The organism is Rahnella sp. AN3-3W3, assembly GCF_003263545.1.
Lineage (GTDB): Bacteria > Pseudomonadota > Gammaproteobacteria > Enterobacterales > Enterobacteriaceae > Rahnella > Rahnella variigena.
The window spans coordinates 62818-80905 of the sequence record NZ_JYDG01000041.1; the positions used below are offsets into that span (position 1 = coordinate 62818).

Sequence of the window (18088 nt, forward strand, 5' to 3'; positions counted from 1 at the left end):
TTTTATTTTTTGTATATTACTTAAGAATTTTCACTGACAAGACGTCAGAATTGCTCCCTTTTTATTCATATCGCAGGAGGGCGTAGCTGTAAGGTTAAAGGATTGATCATGTCAAAATTGTTCTACCCGAAAGCGGCTAAAAGGCCAAAATATTCCTGGAGGAAAATAGCCTGCATAACGTGTGCTGAATTATTGATCATCCTGAACCCGACGTTAGTATTAAGCGCAGAAAAGTATTATGACGCGAGCGCACTCGAATTAGATGGCCCTGAAGGTGAACAGCAGGTTGACCTGTCTCGATTTAATACCCCGGGTAAACAGTTACCTGGTATATATCACGTCGAAATATTCATAAATGAAAAAAACATCGGGCAACGTGATATTAATTTTGTAGAGAATAAAAAAGGTGAACTAGAGCCAGAGATCCCATTGAGCCAATACCGCAAAGCAGGAGTCAAAATTGATGAAATCCCAGCATTTGCAGACATCGAAGAGGATAGCATCATTGTTGATATTGATAAAAAAATTGAAGGGGCATACGCTAATTTTAATTTCAAACAACAACGAGTTAAGATTAACATCCCACAAATTTTAATGAAAAATATCCCTACCGATTATATTGACCCCGAACAATGGAGTCAGGGATTGACAACTATTTTTACCAGCTATGACTTTAGTGGTGCCCAGACCCATGATAAAAATATCGGTTCGGAAGAAGGCGATCAGTACCTTAATTTACGTAATGGTGTAAATCTGGGAGCATGGCGATTAAGGAATTACACAACCTGGAGTCATAATTCCAGTGGTGGAAAATGGAACAATATCAATACTTACTTGCAGAAGGATATTGCTAAACTAAAAGGTAAATTAACTCTGGGTGACGATTCAACCCAAAGTGATGTTTTTGATAGTTTTGCCTTTCGCGGTGTAGAAATGGCCTCGGAAGACAGAATGATGTCAAGCAGGGAAAGTGGTTTCGCTCCTGTCATTCGCGGCATAGCGAATACCGCAAATGCTCAGGTCACGGTAAGTCAGGGTGGCTATGTGGTTTATCAAACCTATGTGCCCGCGGGCCCGTTTGAGATAACTGATTTATTCCCTAGTACGGGTGGTGGGGACCTTGACGTCACCATTAAGGAAGCTGACGGTAGTGAACGCAAATTTACGCAAAGTTTTGGTTCAGTCCCTGTCATGCAGCGGGAAGGACATCTGAAATACGAAGTCATGGCGGGGAAATATAACAATGACAGTGGTTCGGATCAAGATCCTAATGTAGCTTTAATTACCGGGCTTTATGGTTTGCCACACGCCATGACCGTATACGGTGGCATAACCAACAGCGATCAGTTTACAGCTCAACAGCTTGGCTATGGCCTGGGATTAGGATCATTCGGTTCTGTGTCTGTTGATGCGACACATTCTGAAACGCGTACTGACGGTAAAGTTTTTTCAGGAAAGTCATACCGTATAAAGTATGCAAAATCTCTTATCAGTACGGGAACACAAATTAATTTATCCGCTTTCATGTATCCAGACAAAGACTATTATTCTTTTGAAGATGCGCTGGACATTATCAGTAATGATTCAAAGTCATCATCTGGCCAAAAACATGACCGATATGAAGTGAGTTTCAGCCAACCATTGAAAGATTATGGTTCTGTTTCAGTCTATGCATATAGACAAAACTATTGGGATAAGGAACCCGATAATTATTTTTCTGTATCCTACAGCGGCAGTTATGGGGCTACAACGCTAAGCATTAACTATAACTATACTCAGAGCGAAAACGGCAAGCCGGATAAACAACTCGCCTTAAACCTTCAGATACCTTTAGAAAGTTTATTGCCGCAAACCTGGGCGACATATTCTATGACATCAGACAGTTCCAACCACATTACCCAGTCGGCAGGGATTAATGGCACTCTTCTTGAAGACAAAAACCTGAATTATGGTATCAATTCCAGTGTGGGAAACGATAGTGATGGTGGCAGCATTAATGCCGTTTATAAAGGAGCATCTGCTGAACTGACCAGCAATTACAGCGAGACTTTATCAAACCGACGCTTAAGCTATGGCATCCGGGGGGCAATACTGGCACATCCTTATGGGGTAACACTCTCCCAGCCATTATCTTCCGATGCGCCTATTGCATTGGTCAGAATACCTGATCAGGAAAATATTTCGATTACAAATGGTGTCGGCATCAAAACCGACAGCCGGGGATATGCCGTTGTGCCCAATATACAGCCCTACCGGAACAATGCAATTGGTCTCGACACAGATTCTCTGGGCAGTAATTTAGAGATTGCCACAACGATGAATAATGTCATCCCTGGTGATGGTGCATTAGTATTAGCTGACTTTAATGTCCGAACAGGAGAACGTGTATTAATGACATTATCGCGTCCCGACAATCGTGAAATCCCCTTCGGCGCGACAGCAACAGCAGGTGAAAACAGTAGCAACAGTATTGTTGCAGATAATGGCTTGGTGTATTTGATTGGCATGCCCAAAAAAGGGATCGTGACCGTGAAGTGGGGAGAAGAAGAGGATGAGCAATGTAAGGCAGCGTTTGAACTTCCCGCTCTACCCAAAGACAGTAAAGTAAAAAAATTCTCAATGGTTGAAGTTAATGGATTATGTGTTTAGGAGATAAATAATGTTACAGCCAGGAACAACAAGAAAGCCAGTGACAAAAAGGCCACTATTACTCACGACTACAGGGGTGTTTTTTCTTTTCTTTTTTTCTATACAAGGCCATGCTCAATGCACATCGACTGAGCAAGCGAGGGAATTGACATTTACCCCCGGACATATCGTGATCCCGCACAATCGTCCGGCGGGTTACGTGCTTTATGAACAGGTATTGACGGACCCCTCCAGTGGCGGAGTCAGTAAGATACTCAACTGTCAGGGGGGCGGTAAAATAAACGCCAGAATTAATTTAGGTAATTTATTAAAAAACAACATTTACAGTACAAACATTCCGGGGGTCGGATATCGTTTATCATTAAGTGAACACCCATTCCCCTGGGATCTTGATTTAAAATGTAACAGTACGATTTGCCAACGTGATATTCCGGTCAATACACAATACAAACTTGAGTTGATTAAAACTAATGACCGAAAAACAACGGCAGGCGTTTTATCCGCAGGGCGTTATGCTAAATTAATGACTGACGGCGGGAGTGATATTACTCACATTAATATTGGCAGTACCATAATCGCGCCCTCTGCGTGTACACTTTCCGATGAAAATATTCACGTTGATTTAGGACGCTTTGATGTTAAAGATTTCAAAGGGCCGGGTAGCAGCGTAGGCGAGCGAAATTTCAGAATTGATCTCAATTGTGATGCCCAAATGCAATACAGTATTGTATTTGATGGCACAGAGCCGGAAGCAAAACCTTCTAATGGACTGATTGCATTAGATAAAACCTCAGGCAGTGCCGAAGGGATCAGTCTAAGAATCAAGCATAACAGTCAACCCGTTGAGTTGAGGAAAGATATCCCCTTCACGTCAGACGTGATGGGGACAACCTCGTTATTATTCAGTGTTGAATACTACCAGATGATGGATAAAGTAGTTGCGGGTAAGGCTAATGGTAAGGCGACATTTAATATACGCTACGATTAATGATTTTATGAGGGAGTCATCGGTGACTCCCTCATAAGTCATCAGTATTTTTCAGGGAGTTTAATAATTTTTATCAGCTTTCCTCTTTTTATTTCAACATATCCGCCTTTACGCAGATCTGAAAGAATCTTCATTATTCCACTTCTGCCAAGGTAACATCTTTCGGAGATATATTTTTCAATACTGTAATTTCGGATTATTTCATCTGGCTCATTGCTCATTTCGATCAACAATGACCTAATCACCAGATAGCTACTCCTATGCGAAATATCATAGTACCGGCTGGACAAAAAACCGACCTGAAATGCCAGACAATGCGCCAGAGAACTCCAGCATTGTTTTTTTGAAATAATTTCAATGGCCTTCTGACTTTCTAACCGATAAATCACACCCTCTGAAATATGTTGAATTGCTAAAAGACTCACTTGCTCCGGATATAAACCTTTAGCTATACCTAGAATGTAGGGTGCTGATACTGTTTTAATACTCATTCCAGCCGAGATGTCTTTGACGAGAAAATGACCCGATTTAACTAAATAGACAAACGAAGTATTGTTTTCATCAGTAATAAAAAATTCACTGCCGTCCATGACGGTAAGTTCTGTCGAATATGGAATAAGGGAATCAAAAATTATTTTAATATGTGCATTGAGGTTGTCTCTTTGTGTTTCAAAATGCATTATTTTTAGAGTTCCACACTAAATAAAAATGTGATTATACCCTTTAAGAGAACACAGCGGCACTCTCTTTTTATTGGTTTATACCTTAAGTTATCGCCTATTTTAATTCAAAAAATAGATGTTTTCGCCACTGATATTTCGATGATGAATATCATTACTGACTTTCTCCAACTAAGAACCAAAGGATTAATGACTTCAGGGTCGGAGCACTATAATAATATTGAGCTGATATTTTATCTGACAACACTCTTTTCAGGTCTGTAAAAGGAGGGGATATCTTTGTATAAATACAGGATGCGTGATTTGTTCAGCCGGACTCGTGCCGCAAAGATGCTTTCAACGCTGATGATTATCATGGCCATCGCCCCAATCGCCGGGATTGCGATAACCATACGGTTGTCGCTGAGAACTGAAGCTTGATCAACTCGTCCCCCTGCGAAGCGGGACGAGCAAGGTAAAGTCCCCTCTATTATATGCCCGCGGGTTTCGGTCTTACCGCCCTTTCCAGCGCTGCCTTTAATTCATTTTCCGTCATCCGCACACAATAGGTCGGCATGCCTCGCTGGAAGCGCCAACCTTCTGTAAGTGCGCCGACGTCAACAGCGTCAAAACCAAAGGCGTCATACAGCGCAATCACTGCCTTTTTCGTTTCGGCATCATCACCGGCGACGGGCAGCGCACGACGTTGCGGATCGCCAGCAGGCAAATCGTCGCTCTCGAGATCCGTCATCTGAATCGCATTGAACGCTTTGGTGATTTTGGAGTGTGGCAGAAAACCGGCGAGATATTCGCTGGTAGTCGTCGTCTGATCATCAAGTTCAGCAATCTGCCCGTCGCGTTCAGGGTAATAATTCACTGCATCGATTACCGGTTTTCCACCGATTTCCGCCACCGGCAGTTGCCCGATAGCCGTCAGTGGCACGGCAATCAGCACAACATCGCCAAAAGAAGCGGCGTCTGCCGCGTTACCAATTTCACAGCCGATCATCGGCTTCAGGCTGAACAGCGTCTGAGGGCCGCGTGAATTACTGAGCATAACCTGATGTCCAGCCTTGATCGCCAGTTTAGCCACCGCCCTGCCCACAAACCCTGCACCAATAATGCCTATTTTCATGATTCTCACCTTTCATTTTGTTGTCGATAGGTTAAGAATAATTCCACACTCATTATTGATAAATCGCCTTCACAGGCATAAACAAACAACAAATAAGAGGGAATCGTGGATCGTTTAACCAGCATGAATGTGTTCGTCAGAACTGCCGATCTGGGCTCTTTCGCGGCGGCGGCAGAAACATTACGCATTTCGCCGCAGATGGTGGCGAAACATATCGCGCGCCTCGAATCCCGGCTGGGGACGGCGCTGATTAACCGCACGACTCGGCGTCAGCACCTGACAGACATAGGGCGCAGCTATTATGAACGCTGTAAGATCGTGCTTTCTGAGGCCGAGGCTGCTGATGCCATCGCGCTGGAAATGAAAGTCACGCCCTCCGGCACGTTGCGCGTGAATGCGCCGGTGACTTTTGGCACGTCCTCGCTGGCACCTTTCATTACGCAGTATCTGGCGCAGTACCCCGAAACGCAGGTCGAGCTGACGCTCAGTGACCGGATAGTCGATCCGGTTGAAGAAGGTTACGAAGTGATCCTGCGAATTGGTGAACTCAGCGACAGCCAGATGATTGCCTATCCGCTGCGACCGTACCGGCTGATTGCCTGCGCCTCCTCCGGTTATCTCACGCAAAATGGTGTACCTGAAACACCGGCGGATCTCGCCGCCCATTCCTGTCTGGTTTACGGTATCTGGTCCCCTCAGGCACCCTGCCGCTGGCAATTTTACCAGGATGGGAAAATGCAGGAAATCCAGCCTGCAGGCCGTCTGCGCTCCAATGACTGGCGGGCATTGCTGCACGCCGCCGTGAGCGGATATGGCGTCACGCTGGGGCCGGAAGATGTGCTGAGTGAAGAAATCAGGGCGGGACGACTGGTGCAGGTGTTACCGGATTACGACGGGCCTTCACGACCTATGCATGTGCTGACACCGGCAGGATTAAGGCAAACTGTGAAAATCCGCAGTTTTATTCAGGCCTTGCGTGAGACATTTGGCTGAAGCATCACTTTGTCCATAAAAAAACCCACGCTCGCACGTGGGTTTTCGCATTTATAGTCTTTCACATTCTGACGGTTATTGTCTCGCCAGCGCCGCCGCATTCTTACCAGCGAGAATGCCGAAGATAATGATGTCGGCGACAGCGTTACCACCGATGCGGTTCGCGCCGTGGATACCGCCGACCACTTCACCTGCAGCCCATGCACCGGTGATCACCTGTTTTTGCGCATCAAGCACGGCGGTATCCGGATTGATCGTCACACCGCCCATGGTGTGATGCACGCCCGGCGCGATGCGGATGGCAAAGAACGGTCCCTGATTGAGCGGATGACGCAGCGCGGTGGTACGTCCAAAGTCTTCATCCTTTTTCTCCACCACAAACAGGTTGTAGCGCAGCAGGGTGTCCGACAACGTCTGAGGATCCATATTCAGTTTCACCGCCAGTTCTTCCGGCGTTGGTGCGCTGATCACAAAGCCTTTGGCGATATACTCATCGGCCGCTTTGTTATTCGACCGCACCTGTTCGTCGAAAATAACCCACGCGCTTTTTTCCGGTAAGGCGATGATTTCAGCAGACACTTTGTCGCGGGTTTCCATCTCGTTGTAGAAACGCTTCCCGGCCTGACTGACCAGGATCGCCCCGCCGCCACGGATAGCTTCGGAGATCAGATAGGACGTGGTTTGCTCAACCGTCGGGTGGATCTGAATTTCACCCATATCCACGGTGTCTGCGCCCAGTTTTTGCAGCATGGCGATACCGCTGCCGGTCGCGCCCGCGTGGTTGGTCGTCACAAAACCATCGAGTTCAGGACGATATTTCACCACCATCTCGCGGTTAGCACTGAAACCACCGGTGGCGACTATCACGCTTTTCGCATTCAGAATGCGGCTGTCGTTATATTCATCCACCACTTTCACACCGGTCACGACGCCATTATCAGACAGGATTTCCGCGACTGACGTTTCCAGCAGCACTTCGATTTCTCGCTTGTTGATGTTTTTCACCAGACCGCTGATCAGGAAGCCACCTACCGCTGAACGATCTGCCGGACGATGCGTACGGTCGATGCTCATCCCACCGGTGATGGTGATGTCGTTCAGTTCAATTTCTTTCGCTGCCAGCCATTCGACGGCTTCAGGTGCCAGTTCCACAAACTCACGCAGCAAGACCGGGTTGTTTTTGAACTTGCCGCCTTTCAGCGTTTCGTCATAAAACAGCTCTTTACTGTCTTCAATACCTTTCAGTTTCTGGAAACGCGTTTCTGCTGCGTTCATCCCGACTGAGGCTTTGATAGTGTTACCGCCGATGGTCGGCATCTTCTCGATAATCACCACATGCGCGCCTTCGTCATGCGCCTGAATCGCCGCGGCCAGACCTGCGCCGCCGCTGCCGATGACCACAACGTCAAAGTTTTGCGGCGCCTGCGGATTGCCGCCTTCTTCAATAACATGCTCTTTGCTGGAGGTCGCCAGTGCGCGGGAAACGGCTTTTTTCAGCGCCTCACTCTGCGTGGTCGCGCCGGTGATCGCATCAACGTGTGGACTGTTGGCGACCAGCATACGGGTACGCAGGCTCTCGAACGTGGTGGTGAAGTCCACGTCCAGCGAATCGTCTTTGACCAGCGCAATGTCGGTAATACGGTCGGTGTCGAGCGTAACGCTGATTTTCAGCTTCAGCGCTTCGGCTTCGACTTTCTCCTGATATACACCGGCTTTGTATTTACGGCCAGTAACGCTGGTGTCGCGGATCATGGCGTCAACCAGTGAGAAGCGCCACAACGGTTCAGGGATATTCAGTTCTTCGCGTTTGTGGCTGTCGATAAACAGCTCGAGGTGATCGTTATTAATGATGCGATCGGCCCAGTCCGGATAGGCGATGCAGGCTTTACCGACAGCAATCAGATCAAAGCCGTATTCCAGCCCTTTCTCGGCATCGGCTTTGTTGATCACGCCGCCGACGCCAATTACCGGCACTTTGGCCAACGTTTCAGAACGCATGGCGCGGAATTTGGTGATCAGCGGAGTCGGATCCTGCGTATCAACGATGGAAGGCCGCAGCAGCTGACCGACAGAGAAATGCACGTAGTCCAGCCCGCGCGCGGCGAGTTTTTCCAGCAGATACATGGTGTCGTCAAAGCGGATGCCCGGCACTTCCAGCTCTTCCGGAGAGAAACGGTAGCCGATAATGAAAGAGTTGTCGGCGAAACGTTCTGCCATCTTATGGGTGATTTCCAGCACTTCCAGCGGGAAACGGGCGCGTTTGTCGCGGTCACCGCCCCATTGGTCGGTGCGCTGGTTGGAGTTCGGCGAATAGAATTGCTGGATCAGATAGGTGTTAGCGCCGTGGATTTCTACGCCGTCGAAGCCTGCTTTGATCGCACGGTTAACGGCATCACCAAACTTGGTGATCATGGTTTCCACTTCTTCACCGGTCAGTTCTTTCGGCTGGGTTGCGCCTTCACGCGGAGCAGCGATAGCACTTGGCGCGACAGGCGTACGGCCGCCGATCAGTTCCGGTTCCACCATTCTGCCGCCGTGGTAAATCTGCAAAATCGCTTTCGAGCCTTTGGATTTAATGGCATCGGCAATTTTCTTCAGACCGGAAATTTTGTTGTCGCTGTCGATAGCGATAGCGCCGGGGAACGCCGGGCCCATACGATCTATGAAGCAACATTCGACGATGATGGTGCCGATGCTGCCGGCACGGTCGCGGTAATATTCCACCAGTTCACTGGTGACGGTACCGTCATAAAAGCCGGTACAGGTGGTCATGGGTGCCATCAGCAGACGGTTTTTCAGCACCGCGCCGTTAGGAAGCGTGAGCGGATTTAGAACCGGGGTTAGCTTATTCATTATGATCAACTCCGAAATATGTAAGTCTTGAATTTTTCCGTGGCCGCATTACTTATCGTTAGAAAACTACCGATTAATTAAGCAATACGAAGCAGGCGAATATAGAAATCTGTTGGCTAATTTATTTGCATCAGGCGATGAAAATGGCGTTATAAACGTGCTGGAAGCAGGAGTTGTTTATTTACCCGACATGAAAACCAATACCACCTTCAAGTGTTAATGATGAGTTGACAAAAATCAACTTTAGATTAACATAAAAAATCTCACCTGCAAAATCAGCAAGTTGGATTGAATGTTGGCGTTTACTCAAATTTACTCTACATTCACATAAGCGGACTCTTTCAGGAAATAAATAACCACAATTTTTGTAATGACATTCATTTAAATATAAGTGAATGGCTCGTGTCATTTATCTTAAGAATAATAGTAATGTCTTAATTGCTTCACAAAGGCTGCATCATCGTTACGTACCGCTTAACACATTTCTGATAAAGCATAATAAAGGCTTCGTTGAACCAAGACACGATAACCGGGGCATCAGGCTCACTCTCAATTACGGGCAGATAAAATTTATGAAACCCACATCCACGCTCAATGATCCCGCCAAGGCCGCACCGCCTGCCGCGAGTCAAAAAAAACATCTGATTATGCTATTCCTGCCGGTGCTGGTGGCGGTGCTGTTACTGCTGACGCCAGTGCCTGCGGGGCTTGAACCTTATGCATGGCACTTCTTCGCTATCTTCGTCGGCGTGATTGTCGGGTTGATTTTCGAACCCCTGCCGGGCGCGGTAATTGGCCTGACCGGTGTTGTCGTCATCGCCCTGTTCAGCCAGTGGCTGTTATTCAGCCCGGAAGAAATCGCCAACCCTAAATTTAAGATGCCAACTGAAGCCTTCAAATGGGCGGTGAGCGGCTTCGGTAACTCAACAGTCTGGCTGATTTTTGGTGCGTTTATGTTTGCCGCTGGGTATGACAAAACGCAGTTTGGCCGCCGTCTGGCGCTGATTCTGGTGAAATATCTCGGTCGCCGCAGTCTGACGTTAGGTTATGCCATTACCTTTGCGGACCTTTTGCTGGCGCCCTTCACGCCGTCCAACACCGCGCGAAGCGGCGGGACGATTTACCCGATTATCGCCAATCTGCCACCGTTATACGGCTCCAAGCCCAATGACCCGAGTGCGCGTAAAATCGGTTCTTATCTGATGTGGGTGGCGATTACCGCCGCGTGTATCACCAGCTCGATGTTTCTTTCTGCACTTGCGCCGAACCTGCTGGCGCTGGCGTTAGTCAAAAGCATCACCGGCTTTACCATCTCCTGGGGCATGTGGTTCCTGGCATTCCTGCCGCTGGGCGTGCTGTTGATCCTGACCATGCCGCTGCTGGCCTACTGGTTCTATCCGCCGGAAGTGAAAATCAATGATGAGGTACCGCGCTGGGCGAAAAGCGAACTCGACAAACTGGGTAAGCTGTCACGCAACGAAATCCTGCTGCTGATCTTCGTCTGTTCTGCCCTGCTGATGTGGATTTTTGCTGCATCGTGGATTGAACCTGCCATGGCTGCGCTGCTGGTTGTGGTGCTGATGCTGTGGACCGGCGTGCTGAACTGGAACGACATCACCAGCAACAAACCGGCCTGGAACACTTTTGCATGGTTTGCAACGCTGGTGGCACTGGCGGATGGTCTGGCCCGCGTCGGATTTATTGCCTGGCTGGGTAAAGAAGGCGGACAACTGCTCGACGGATTCGACCCGCAGGTGGCGGCCGTCATGCTGCTGATTGCGTTCTTCATGCTGCACTATTTATTCGCCAGCACCACGGCACACACCACCGCGCTGTTACCGGCAATGCTGACTATTGCGGCGGCTATTCCGGGCATCAACATGCCGGTTTACTGCCTGATGATGGTGACATCGCTGGGCGTGATGGGGATCATCACCCCGTACGGCACCGGCCCGAGCCCGATTTACTACGGCAGCGGCTATCTGCCAACCAAAGACTACTGGCGTCTTGGCACCATCTTCGGTGCTATCTTCCTCGGCGGCATGATGCTGATTGCCTATCCGTGGATGGTATTGATGTTCTGATAGGCTTTCTGAAAAAGCACAACGCCAGTGGATTACCGCTGGCCGGTTTTTTTTTATCCTTGGTATTAATCGCGCATCACACCTGCGCCATACCGCCGTCTACGAACAGCTCAGTGCCGTTGATAAAGCTGGCGGAATCGGAAGCCAGAAACGCCACCACTTTACCGATTTCTTCCGGCTCACCCAGTCGTCCCAGCGGCACCTGTGCGGCGAGCGCATCAAATAATTCCTAACGGTGTTCATCAGGAACCAGCCCGCCAAGACCCGGCGTGCGTACCGGTACCGGACTGACGACGTTCACACGAATGCCGCGCCCTTTCAGATCCAGCGCCCATGAGCGGACAAAATTACGCACCGCCGCCTTACTCGCGCTGTACACGCTGAAACTTTCGGTGCCCTGAATCAACGTCGTCGAACCGGTCAGGATCACCGAGCCCCCTTCGCGCAGCAACGGTAACGCTTTTTGCACGGTGAACTGTAGAAAGTTTAAATTGACAGCCGAATACTTAAAAAGTCTACCTCTTGTCCCGATGCCCTGAAATCGCCACCGGCCTGGTTGCGCAATCAAAAACTGAATGCCATGCCGATACCGTAACCCGAGGTGTTATTTCCGAACATGTAGCGTGCGACCACGCGTGTACGGCTGATCACAACATCATACTTGCTGCTGTCGAGTTCCAGCCCCAGTCCTAACGAATTTAAGCTATCAAAACCCAACTGACCTCGTTGATTTCCAAGGTATTCTGTACGTGCACCTTCCATTACATACCGTACTGGTTTACCCAATAGCGTCCAGTCGGCTATTGGCGCTCTACGGCGCAGATATAGCCCGATATTTTCCGCGTTGGCGTTGCCGCTGACAACGTCCGGGCTATTGGCGAAACTTTGCAAATGCTGATAGGAATAGCGTAATTCCAGGTCAATATCCTGGGTCTTAGAGAACAGTTCGTAGTCAAGCATCAGTGCTCCGCCCAACCCGTAGGCATTGAGGCGTCCACCGTCGAGGAAGTCGTACTCACCGCCGCTTTGGCGTTCAAGCACCCGGGCGCCGATGCGTAAATCACTCGCCACGGTACCTAACGAAAAGTTAGCGATCGGGCGTAATACCAGGTTACCCCCCAATTTATCTTTAAGCAGGCGGATGTCCCAGCCAATGCCCCCGGTGGCGGTCGCACTGTTCCATTTGACCGGGATATTACGACTCTCGCTGCCATTGGAGACAACAAACTGCGGATCGTATCGGCTATATCCCAGGACACCTTCCAGATAGATGGGGACCGTTTCACTCAACGTAGCTCCGCCCCCGATCTGGGTAAGAGTGAGCGCCGTACTCTCGTTGGATGTATTGCGGATATTGAGGTCGCTGGCGGTGATATCAGGCACCACCGTATAGGTCATCAGTGAAAGAACCGCATCGGCCCGTTTCTTGATGAGGTCCCCACCGGCGGAAAAAGTCTTCGCGTTTACCAGTAATAGTATTAATAAGATGACCATTTTGAACTGATAAATTGCGAACCGCATCACCATACTTGGCTCCCTTAAAACCCTTTGCTGGTGGAATATAGTTATATTAAATGTTTTTTCTTCAAATGAGTGCTGAGAAAGCACTATGAAAAGCAGTCCGTCTTTAATAAAACGGTATTAATTTCATGAATTTAAATTTAAGTACTCTGTAAACATTCAGTATAGTGTATTAATGCACAGAAAAAAAAGGCGGCAATGTTATTTAACGTCTATTATTTACTCAACACCACTTATTGAGGTTCAAGGCCGCTATGTTCCTGAATTATTTTGCGTTGGGTGTCCTTATTGTAGTCTTCCTCATTATCTTCTATGGGATTATTATTCTTCATGATATTCCCTATCTCATTGCCAAATCCAGAAATCATCCTCATGCTGATGCTATCCACGTGGCAGGCTGGGTAAGTTTATTTACGCTACATGTTATTTGGCCGTTTTTATGGATATGGGCCACATTGTATCGTCCCGAACGCGGATGGGGCATGCAAACTCAGGAAGCTTCCTTGACCCAGTTGCAGCGACGGGTCACGGAATTAGAACAAAAACTGGTAAACACCAACATTCCTCCATTGGAGTAACACGATGGATTTACTCATTATCCTGACTTATGTCGCCTTTGCGTGGGCAATATTTAAGATTTTCAAAATACCGGTAAATAAATGGACAATACCCACTGCGGCCTTAGGTGGCGTTTTTTTAATTGGCGCGCTCATTTTATTGATGAATTACAACCATCCCTATACAGATTTGGCGCAGAAAGCGGTTATTTCAATTCCTATTACTCCTCAGGTAACGGGGATTGTTAGTGAGGTAACCAATAAACAAAATACGTTAATGAAAAAAGGCGACCTTCTTTTCAGGATCGACCCAACCCGCTTCCAGGCTCGTGTTGATAAATTACAAGCTGATCTGGTGACGGCTATTCACAATAATCAAGTACTCAAGGGACAATTAGAGGGCGCTATCGCTAATACATCGCGCGTCAGTGCCGAACGCGATCGTTTATATAAAGACTACCAACGTTACCTTACCGGGAGCAAAGCGCGTGTAAACCCTTTTTCTGAAAGCGATATTGATAATGCCCGGCAAAACTACCTGGCTCAGGATGCGCTTGTGAAAGGATCGGTTGCCGAGCAGTCACAGATTCGAAGTCAGTTAGACAGTGTGCTGAACGGGGAGCAATCGCAAATAGTGAGTATCAGAGCTCAGCTAGCCGAAGCTAAATATAATCTTGAGCAAACCGTCGTTCGAGCCCCGAGTAACGGTTATGTAACTCAGGTATTGATTCGACCTGGAACATATGCGGCTTCCCTTCCCCTGCGCCCGGTAATGATATTTATTCCTCAGCAAAAAAGGCAAATCATAGCTCAGTTTAGACAAAACTCGCTGCTACGACTCGAGGCTGGCGATGAGGCTGAAGTTGTATTCAACGCACTCCCAGGGCAAGTATTTTCTGGAAAATTAACCAGTATTCTTCCCGTAGTACCAGGAGGGGCATATCAGGCTCAGGGTGCTCTTCAGTCACTGAGTAACGTCGCGGGCAGCGACAGCGTGATTGCCATCATTGAACTGGCGCCAAACAATGAAATTGACGTTTTGCCTGATGGTATTTACGCACAAGTGGCCGTGTACTCAGACCATTTCGCCCATGTTTCAGTGATGCGTAAAGTACTGCTGCGTATGACCAGTTGGATGCACTACCTCTATCTGGATCATTAGTGAAGCGGTCGATAAAAGTTGGCCACTTCATGAGGTGGCCATTTAAAACCCCTGCAGGTCCGCTTCTGGCGAGATAACCGTCAAATTTACAGACCTAACTCCGACAGCCCCGGATGGTCATCCGGGCGACGCCCCAGGGGCCAGTGAAACTTGCGGTCACCTTCATTGATAGGCATGTCATTGATACAGGCGAAGCGACGGTGCATCAGGCCATCTGCTTCAAATTCCCAGTTTTCATTCCCGTAAGAACGAAACCAATTACCTGAGTCGTCACGCCATTCATAAGCGTATCGAACAGCAATGCGGTTGCTACCGAACGTCCACAGCTCTTTAATGAGACGATACTCAAGTTCTTTGTTCCACTTACGTGTGAGGAATTCTTTGGCTTCTTCACGATTATTTGCAAACTCTGTTCGATTCCGCCATTTGGTCTCCAGTGAGTACGCCAGCGATACTTTTTCGGCATCGCGGCTGTTCCAGCCATCTTCAGCGAGCCGAACTTTCTCAGTCGCCGATTCGTGAGTGAAAGGTGGAAGTGGGTGGCGAGTGTGTGTATCGGACATGGTAAAAACTCCCGTAAAATTGGAACTATAAATAGAAACAGTTTTGTTACTCAGACCTAAGGAGAGACCTGTTCCAGCAAACGTTCCGCAACTTCCCTTGCACTGTCGGCGGCGCTGCTATCGCCCATCACATAGGATATGGTGATTGCGCCCTCTATCAGAGTCAGCAACTGTTTGGCCAGAACGACAGGTTGCTCAATGTTTAATTGCTCCGTAAGATCGAGCGTGTAATCCAGCAATTTTTGTTTATGCAGCTTTGCTATCTGACGAATGGGGTCGTTATGATCACCAACTTCTCCGGCTGTATTTATAAAAGCACAACCACGAAAGCCTTCTGAATCAAACCAGCCCCTGAGCACACTGAACATATTCAAAATGCGCTTCTGAGGAGTATCACCTTTATCAGATTCAGTTCTGAACCAGTGCATCCAGCGTTCATCACGTTCTTTCAACGCGGCTGCTGCCACGTCATCCTTGTTCGCGAAATAGCGATAAATACTTTTCCTTGCTACGCCTGAGGTCTTGACCAGAAGGTCCATGCCTGTGGCATGAATTCCATTCCTGTAAATCAATTGCTCAGCGGTAGTCAGGATTTTTTCGCGGGTATCTGTTGGCTTCTTATTCATGAGATGAAGGTAGAACGATCGTTCTCCATGGTCAACAGTTTTCTTAAAAACAAGTATAAAAATGTAAAAATACAGTCTTTGAGGGTTAAAGAACGGGTACCCGTTTATGAATAGATCGAGATTTGAAAATGTCCCCTTTTGGCACAAAGTTGACGGGCAGCTATGAGCGAGGAGCGGACATTGTGCCTGAAAATGCTGCCGGACAACTGCGTTTGGATATACTTTATTCCCAAGGTAAACCTTGCTCCCAGCTTTCCACAAGCAGGTCAATAAAGGCCCGGATTCGCGGGGATAAATGTCGTTTACTGGGATAAATGAGTCGAATAGGTTCCGGAGGGAAAGGATACTTCTCAAGCACCGGTATCAATTTACCGCTACGCAAATCTTCTCCAAGCATATAGGTGGGTAAGTGAACGATACCGAATCCGGAAATTGCCGATGCCCGCATGGCTTCCGAACTGTCGAGGTTTAACCGCCCGGGTCCTTCATACACAAAAGTGCCTTCCGGTGTCGCAAACCGCCAACTGCGTCTCTTTTCTGCACTCAGAAGAAAAATAGTGTCATGCCTGGTTAAGTCTGCGGGTGTTTCCGGAACGCCCCGTGAAGATAAGTACTCGGGGGATGCACAAGTGACAATATGCTGCGAAGCAATCGTGCGGGTAAGAATACGTGAGTCATCACGAGGTTCACCTATACGAATGGCAATATCAAAGCCTTCCTCTATCAGGTCAACAAACCTGTCGCTAAAGGACACTTCGGCACGAATTTCCGGCCACTTTTTCAGATAAATATCCAGAATGGGAAGGATATGCCGCTGCCCAAAAGAAAGCGGCGCACTCAGCCGGAGAGTCCCCGTTGGCTTACCCCTGCGCATGGCCATGGCGGCATCGACTTCTTCCAGGTCCTCAAGTATCTGGCGGCAACGATCAAACATGACCCTCCCTTCATCGGTAAGACTCAGACTTCGGGTGGTACGGTTAAGAAGACGAACCCCCATACGCGTTTCGAGCCGGACGATACTTTTACCAATCGCAGAACGTGTAAGCCCAAGGGAACTTGCGGCGTGTGTGTAACTCCCGGCTTTTACAGCCGCGACGAACGCGGCGATATCACCAATGCTGTTGATCTCCATACTATATTTTCTCATCCAATATGGTCGTTGTTGTACCCTTATATGGGAAGCACATTCCCCAAATGTTGGTATATTATATATTCCTGTTCAACTTTAACGCAAATGCAAACAGGAATACCGATGATGAATCAACAAACTAAGAAAGCCGTAAAAGAATGGTCAGAAAGCCTGGCCGGTCTGGGACCAATCCTTACGGGTGAAGATACCGTAACGCCAATGAGTGAAGTGCGTGACGCCTATACCCGTATGTTGGCTAAAAATCCTGCACCTGCAGGTGTTGGCTTTACTGAGGTCGATATGGGGGGCGTGCCGGGAACGCTGGTGACTCCTGAAAATCTAAAAACCGATGCCATCGTTATGTACATCCACGGTGGGGCATACATTGTCGGTGAATCTGCTGGCTATCACGGTATTGGTGGCAACTATGCCAGCATGCTGGGCGCACGGGTTTACATGCCAGATTACCGACTGGCACCGGAGTATCCTTTCCCTACGCCCGTTACCGATACCGTTCGTGCATATGAGTGGTTGATTGAACAGGGCTTTGACGCCAGCAAAATCGTGCTGGCGGGCGAGTCTGCGGGCGGCGCGATGGTGGTTACCGTTATGGTTGCGGCACGCAACAAGGGCCTGCCGCTTCCAGCCGGCGGGGTCGCTATTTCACCCTGGGCTAACCTTGAGCACACGGGTGTCTCTATGACCAACAGAGAAGGCCTTGATCCTCTGAACACCAAAGCGGGTCTTGATTTTCTCGCACGTACTTTCCTCGGCGATGCATTGCCTAACCATCCAATGGCATCACCGGTGTTTGCTGATGTAACGGGCCTGCCGCCGGTGCTCGTTCAGATAGGTGAAAACGAACTGATGCTGACCGACGCGATGCGTTTGGCAACTCACCTGGGTGATAACCGCGTACGCGTAAATCTGGAAGTCTGGCCGGGCATGTTCCACGCCTGGCATTTCTTCTCCACGTTGCAGCCAGAAGCGGTACAGGCGCTTGAGAGTTCAGTCGCCTTTATTGAAAAGGCTCTACGTGATGCAGCGAAGTAATCATCATTGATGATTGACTAAATAACGGGCGCAGCTGACTGCGCCCGTCAGGAGTGAAAATGCCCCTCTACAGACACAACCAACCTATACGTTGGATCTTGCCTCACATAGCGCAT

14 protein-coding genes and 1 pseudogene are annotated in these 18088 nt (G+C 48.5%); 7 read left to right on the top strand and 8 right to left on the bottom strand.

Annotation, left to right across the window (positions count from 1 at the left end; all coding sequences use genetic code 11):
- Window positions 1-108: 108 nt before the first annotated feature.
- Entirely contained in the window at window positions 109-2649 is a 2541-nt protein-coding gene (locus UC15_RS12360) for a fimbria/pilus outer membrane usher protein (RefSeq protein ID WP_112288727.1), read from the top strand.
- A gap of 10 nt (window positions 2650-2659) precedes the next feature.
- Window positions 2660-3637, top strand: coding sequence for a fimbrial protein (locus UC15_RS12365; protein WP_112288728.1), 978 nt, complete (start codon window positions 2660-2662; stop codon window positions 3635-3637).
- A 41-nt stretch (window positions 3638-3678) separates the two neighbouring features.
- Here UC15_RS12365 and UC15_RS12370 read toward each other — a convergent pair whose 3' ends face one another.
- Both UC15_RS12370 and UC15_RS12380 read right to left on the bottom strand, forming a co-directional pair.
- Entirely contained in the window at window positions 3679-4317 is a 639-nt protein-coding gene (locus UC15_RS12370) for a winged helix-turn-helix transcriptional regulator (RefSeq protein WP_112288729.1), read from the bottom strand.
- 469 nt (window positions 4318-4786) lie between these two features.
- Window positions 4787-5431, bottom strand: a complete 645-nt coding sequence (locus tag UC15_RS12380) for an NADPH-dependent F420 reductase (RefSeq protein WP_112288730.1) — start codon at window positions 5429-5431, stop codon at window positions 4787-4789.
- A gap of 105 nt (window positions 5432-5536) precedes the next feature.
- Between UC15_RS12380 and UC15_RS12385 the strand changes: the two genes are divergently transcribed.
- Window positions 5537-6424 (top strand): LysR family transcriptional regulator, encoded by an 888-nt coding sequence (locus tag UC15_RS12385; protein WP_112288731.1) that lies wholly within the window; start codon window positions 5537-5539, stop codon window positions 6422-6424.
- 75 nt (window positions 6425-6499) lie between these two features.
- Here the strand turns inward: UC15_RS12385 and UC15_RS12390 are convergent, their stop codons facing one another.
- Window positions 6500-9277 carry a flavocytochrome c gene (locus tag UC15_RS12390; RefSeq protein WP_112288732.1) on the bottom strand — a complete coding sequence of 926 codons (2778 nt, stop codon included), beginning with the start codon at window positions 9275-9277 and terminating at the stop codon, window positions 6500-6502.
- Window positions 9278-9849: 572 nt separating this feature from the next.
- Here UC15_RS12390 and UC15_RS12395 point away from each other — a divergent pair.
- Entirely contained in the window at window positions 9850-11361 is a 1512-nt protein-coding gene (locus tag UC15_RS12395) for an anion permease (protein ID WP_112288733.1), read from the top strand.
- Between the two features lie 76 nt (window positions 11362-11437).
- Here UC15_RS12395 and UC15_RS12400 read toward each other — a convergent pair.
- Both UC15_RS12400 and UC15_RS12405 read right to left on the bottom strand, forming a co-directional pair.
- Window positions 11438-11854: pseudogene (locus UC15_RS12400) on the bottom strand (SDR family NAD(P)-dependent oxidoreductase); the annotation flags it as partial.
- Between the two features lie 71 nt (window positions 11855-11925).
- Window positions 11926-12888: a hypothetical protein gene (locus UC15_RS12405; RefSeq protein WP_232829864.1), complete on the bottom strand. Its 963-nt coding sequence runs from the start codon at window positions 12886-12888 to the stop codon at window positions 11926-11928.
- Window positions 12889-13136: 248 nt separating this feature from the next.
- On the opposite strand from UC15_RS12405, the gene UC15_RS12410 reads away from it, so the two are divergent.
- Both UC15_RS12410 and UC15_RS12415 read left to right on the top strand, forming a co-directional pair.
- Window positions 13137-13460 carry a DUF3302 domain-containing protein gene (locus UC15_RS12410; RefSeq protein WP_112288734.1) on the top strand — a complete coding sequence of 108 codons (324 nt, stop codon included), beginning with the start codon at window positions 13137-13139 and terminating at the stop codon, window positions 13458-13460.
- Window positions 13461-13464: 4 nt separating this feature from the next.
- Entirely contained in the window at window positions 13465-14601 is a 1137-nt protein-coding gene (locus tag UC15_RS12415) for an HlyD family secretion protein (protein WP_112288735.1), read from the top strand.
- Window positions 14602-14687: 86 nt separating this feature from the next.
- On the opposite strand, the gene UC15_RS12420 is transcribed toward UC15_RS12415, so the two are convergent.
- From UC15_RS12420 to UC15_RS12430, 3 genes are all read right to left on the bottom strand, one after another.
- A complete protein-coding gene (locus tag UC15_RS12420; RefSeq protein ID WP_112288736.1) occupies window positions 14688-15164 on the bottom strand; it encodes a DUF1348 family protein in 477 nt (158 codons plus the stop codon).
- 56 nt (window positions 15165-15220) lie between these two features.
- Window positions 15221-15790 carry a TetR/AcrR family transcriptional regulator gene (locus UC15_RS12425; protein WP_112288737.1) on the bottom strand — a complete coding sequence of 190 codons (570 nt, stop codon included), beginning with the start codon at window positions 15788-15790 and terminating at the stop codon, window positions 15221-15223.
- A 223-nt stretch (window positions 15791-16013) separates the two neighbouring features.
- Window positions 16014-16922, bottom strand: a complete 909-nt coding sequence (locus UC15_RS12430; protein WP_112288738.1) for a LysR family transcriptional regulator — start codon at window positions 16920-16922, stop codon at window positions 16014-16016.
- A gap of 120 nt (window positions 16923-17042) precedes the next feature.
- Between UC15_RS12430 and UC15_RS12435 the strand changes: the two genes are divergently transcribed.
- Entirely contained in the window at window positions 17043-17972 is a 930-nt protein-coding gene (locus tag UC15_RS12435; RefSeq protein ID WP_112288739.1) for an alpha/beta hydrolase, read from the top strand.
- Window positions 17973-18088: the final 116 nt, after the last annotated feature.

Coding starts and splice junctions, on each gene's coding strand:
- UC15_RS12420 (WP_112288736.1), bottom strand. CDS start 15,164: ATGTCCGATACACACACTCGCCACCCACTTCCACCTTTCACTCACGAA.
- UC15_RS12360 (WP_112288727.1), top strand. CDS start 109: ATGTCAAAATTGTTCTACCCGAAAGCGGCTAAAAGGCCAAAATATTCC.
- UC15_RS12390 (WP_112288732.1), bottom strand. CDS start 9,277: ATGAATAAGCTAACCCCGGTTCTAAATCCGCTCACGCTTCCTAACGGC.
- UC15_RS12365 (WP_112288728.1), top strand. CDS start 2,660: ATGTTACAGCCAGGAACAACAAGAAAGCCAGTGACAAAAAGGCCACTA.
- UC15_RS12430 (WP_112288738.1), bottom strand. CDS start 16,922: ATGGAGATCAACAGCATTGGTGATATCGCCGCGTTCGTCGCGGCTGTA.
- UC15_RS12425 (WP_112288737.1), bottom strand. CDS start 15,790: ATGAATAAGAAGCCAACAGATACCCGCGAAAAAATCCTGACTACCGCT.
- UC15_RS12410 (WP_112288734.1), top strand. CDS start 13,137: ATGTTCCTGAATTATTTTGCGTTGGGTGTCCTTATTGTAGTCTTCCTC.
- UC15_RS12435 (WP_112288739.1), top strand. CDS start 17,043: ATGATGAATCAACAAACTAAGAAAGCCGTAAAAGAATGGTCAGAAAGC.
- UC15_RS12395 (WP_112288733.1), top strand. CDS start 9,850: ATGAAACCCACATCCACGCTCAATGATCCCGCCAAGGCCGCACCGCCT.
- UC15_RS12380 (WP_112288730.1), bottom strand. CDS start 5,431: ATGAAAATAGGCATTATTGGTGCAGGGTTTGTGGGCAGGGCGGTGGCT.
- UC15_RS12415 (WP_112288735.1), top strand. CDS start 13,465: ATGGATTTACTCATTATCCTGACTTATGTCGCCTTTGCGTGGGCAATA.
- UC15_RS12405 (WP_232829864.1), bottom strand. CDS start 12,888: ATGGTGATGCGGTTCGCAATTTATCAGTTCAAAATGGTCATCTTATTA.
- UC15_RS12370 (WP_112288729.1), bottom strand. CDS start 4,317: ATGCATTTTGAAACACAAAGAGACAACCTCAATGCACATATTAAAATA.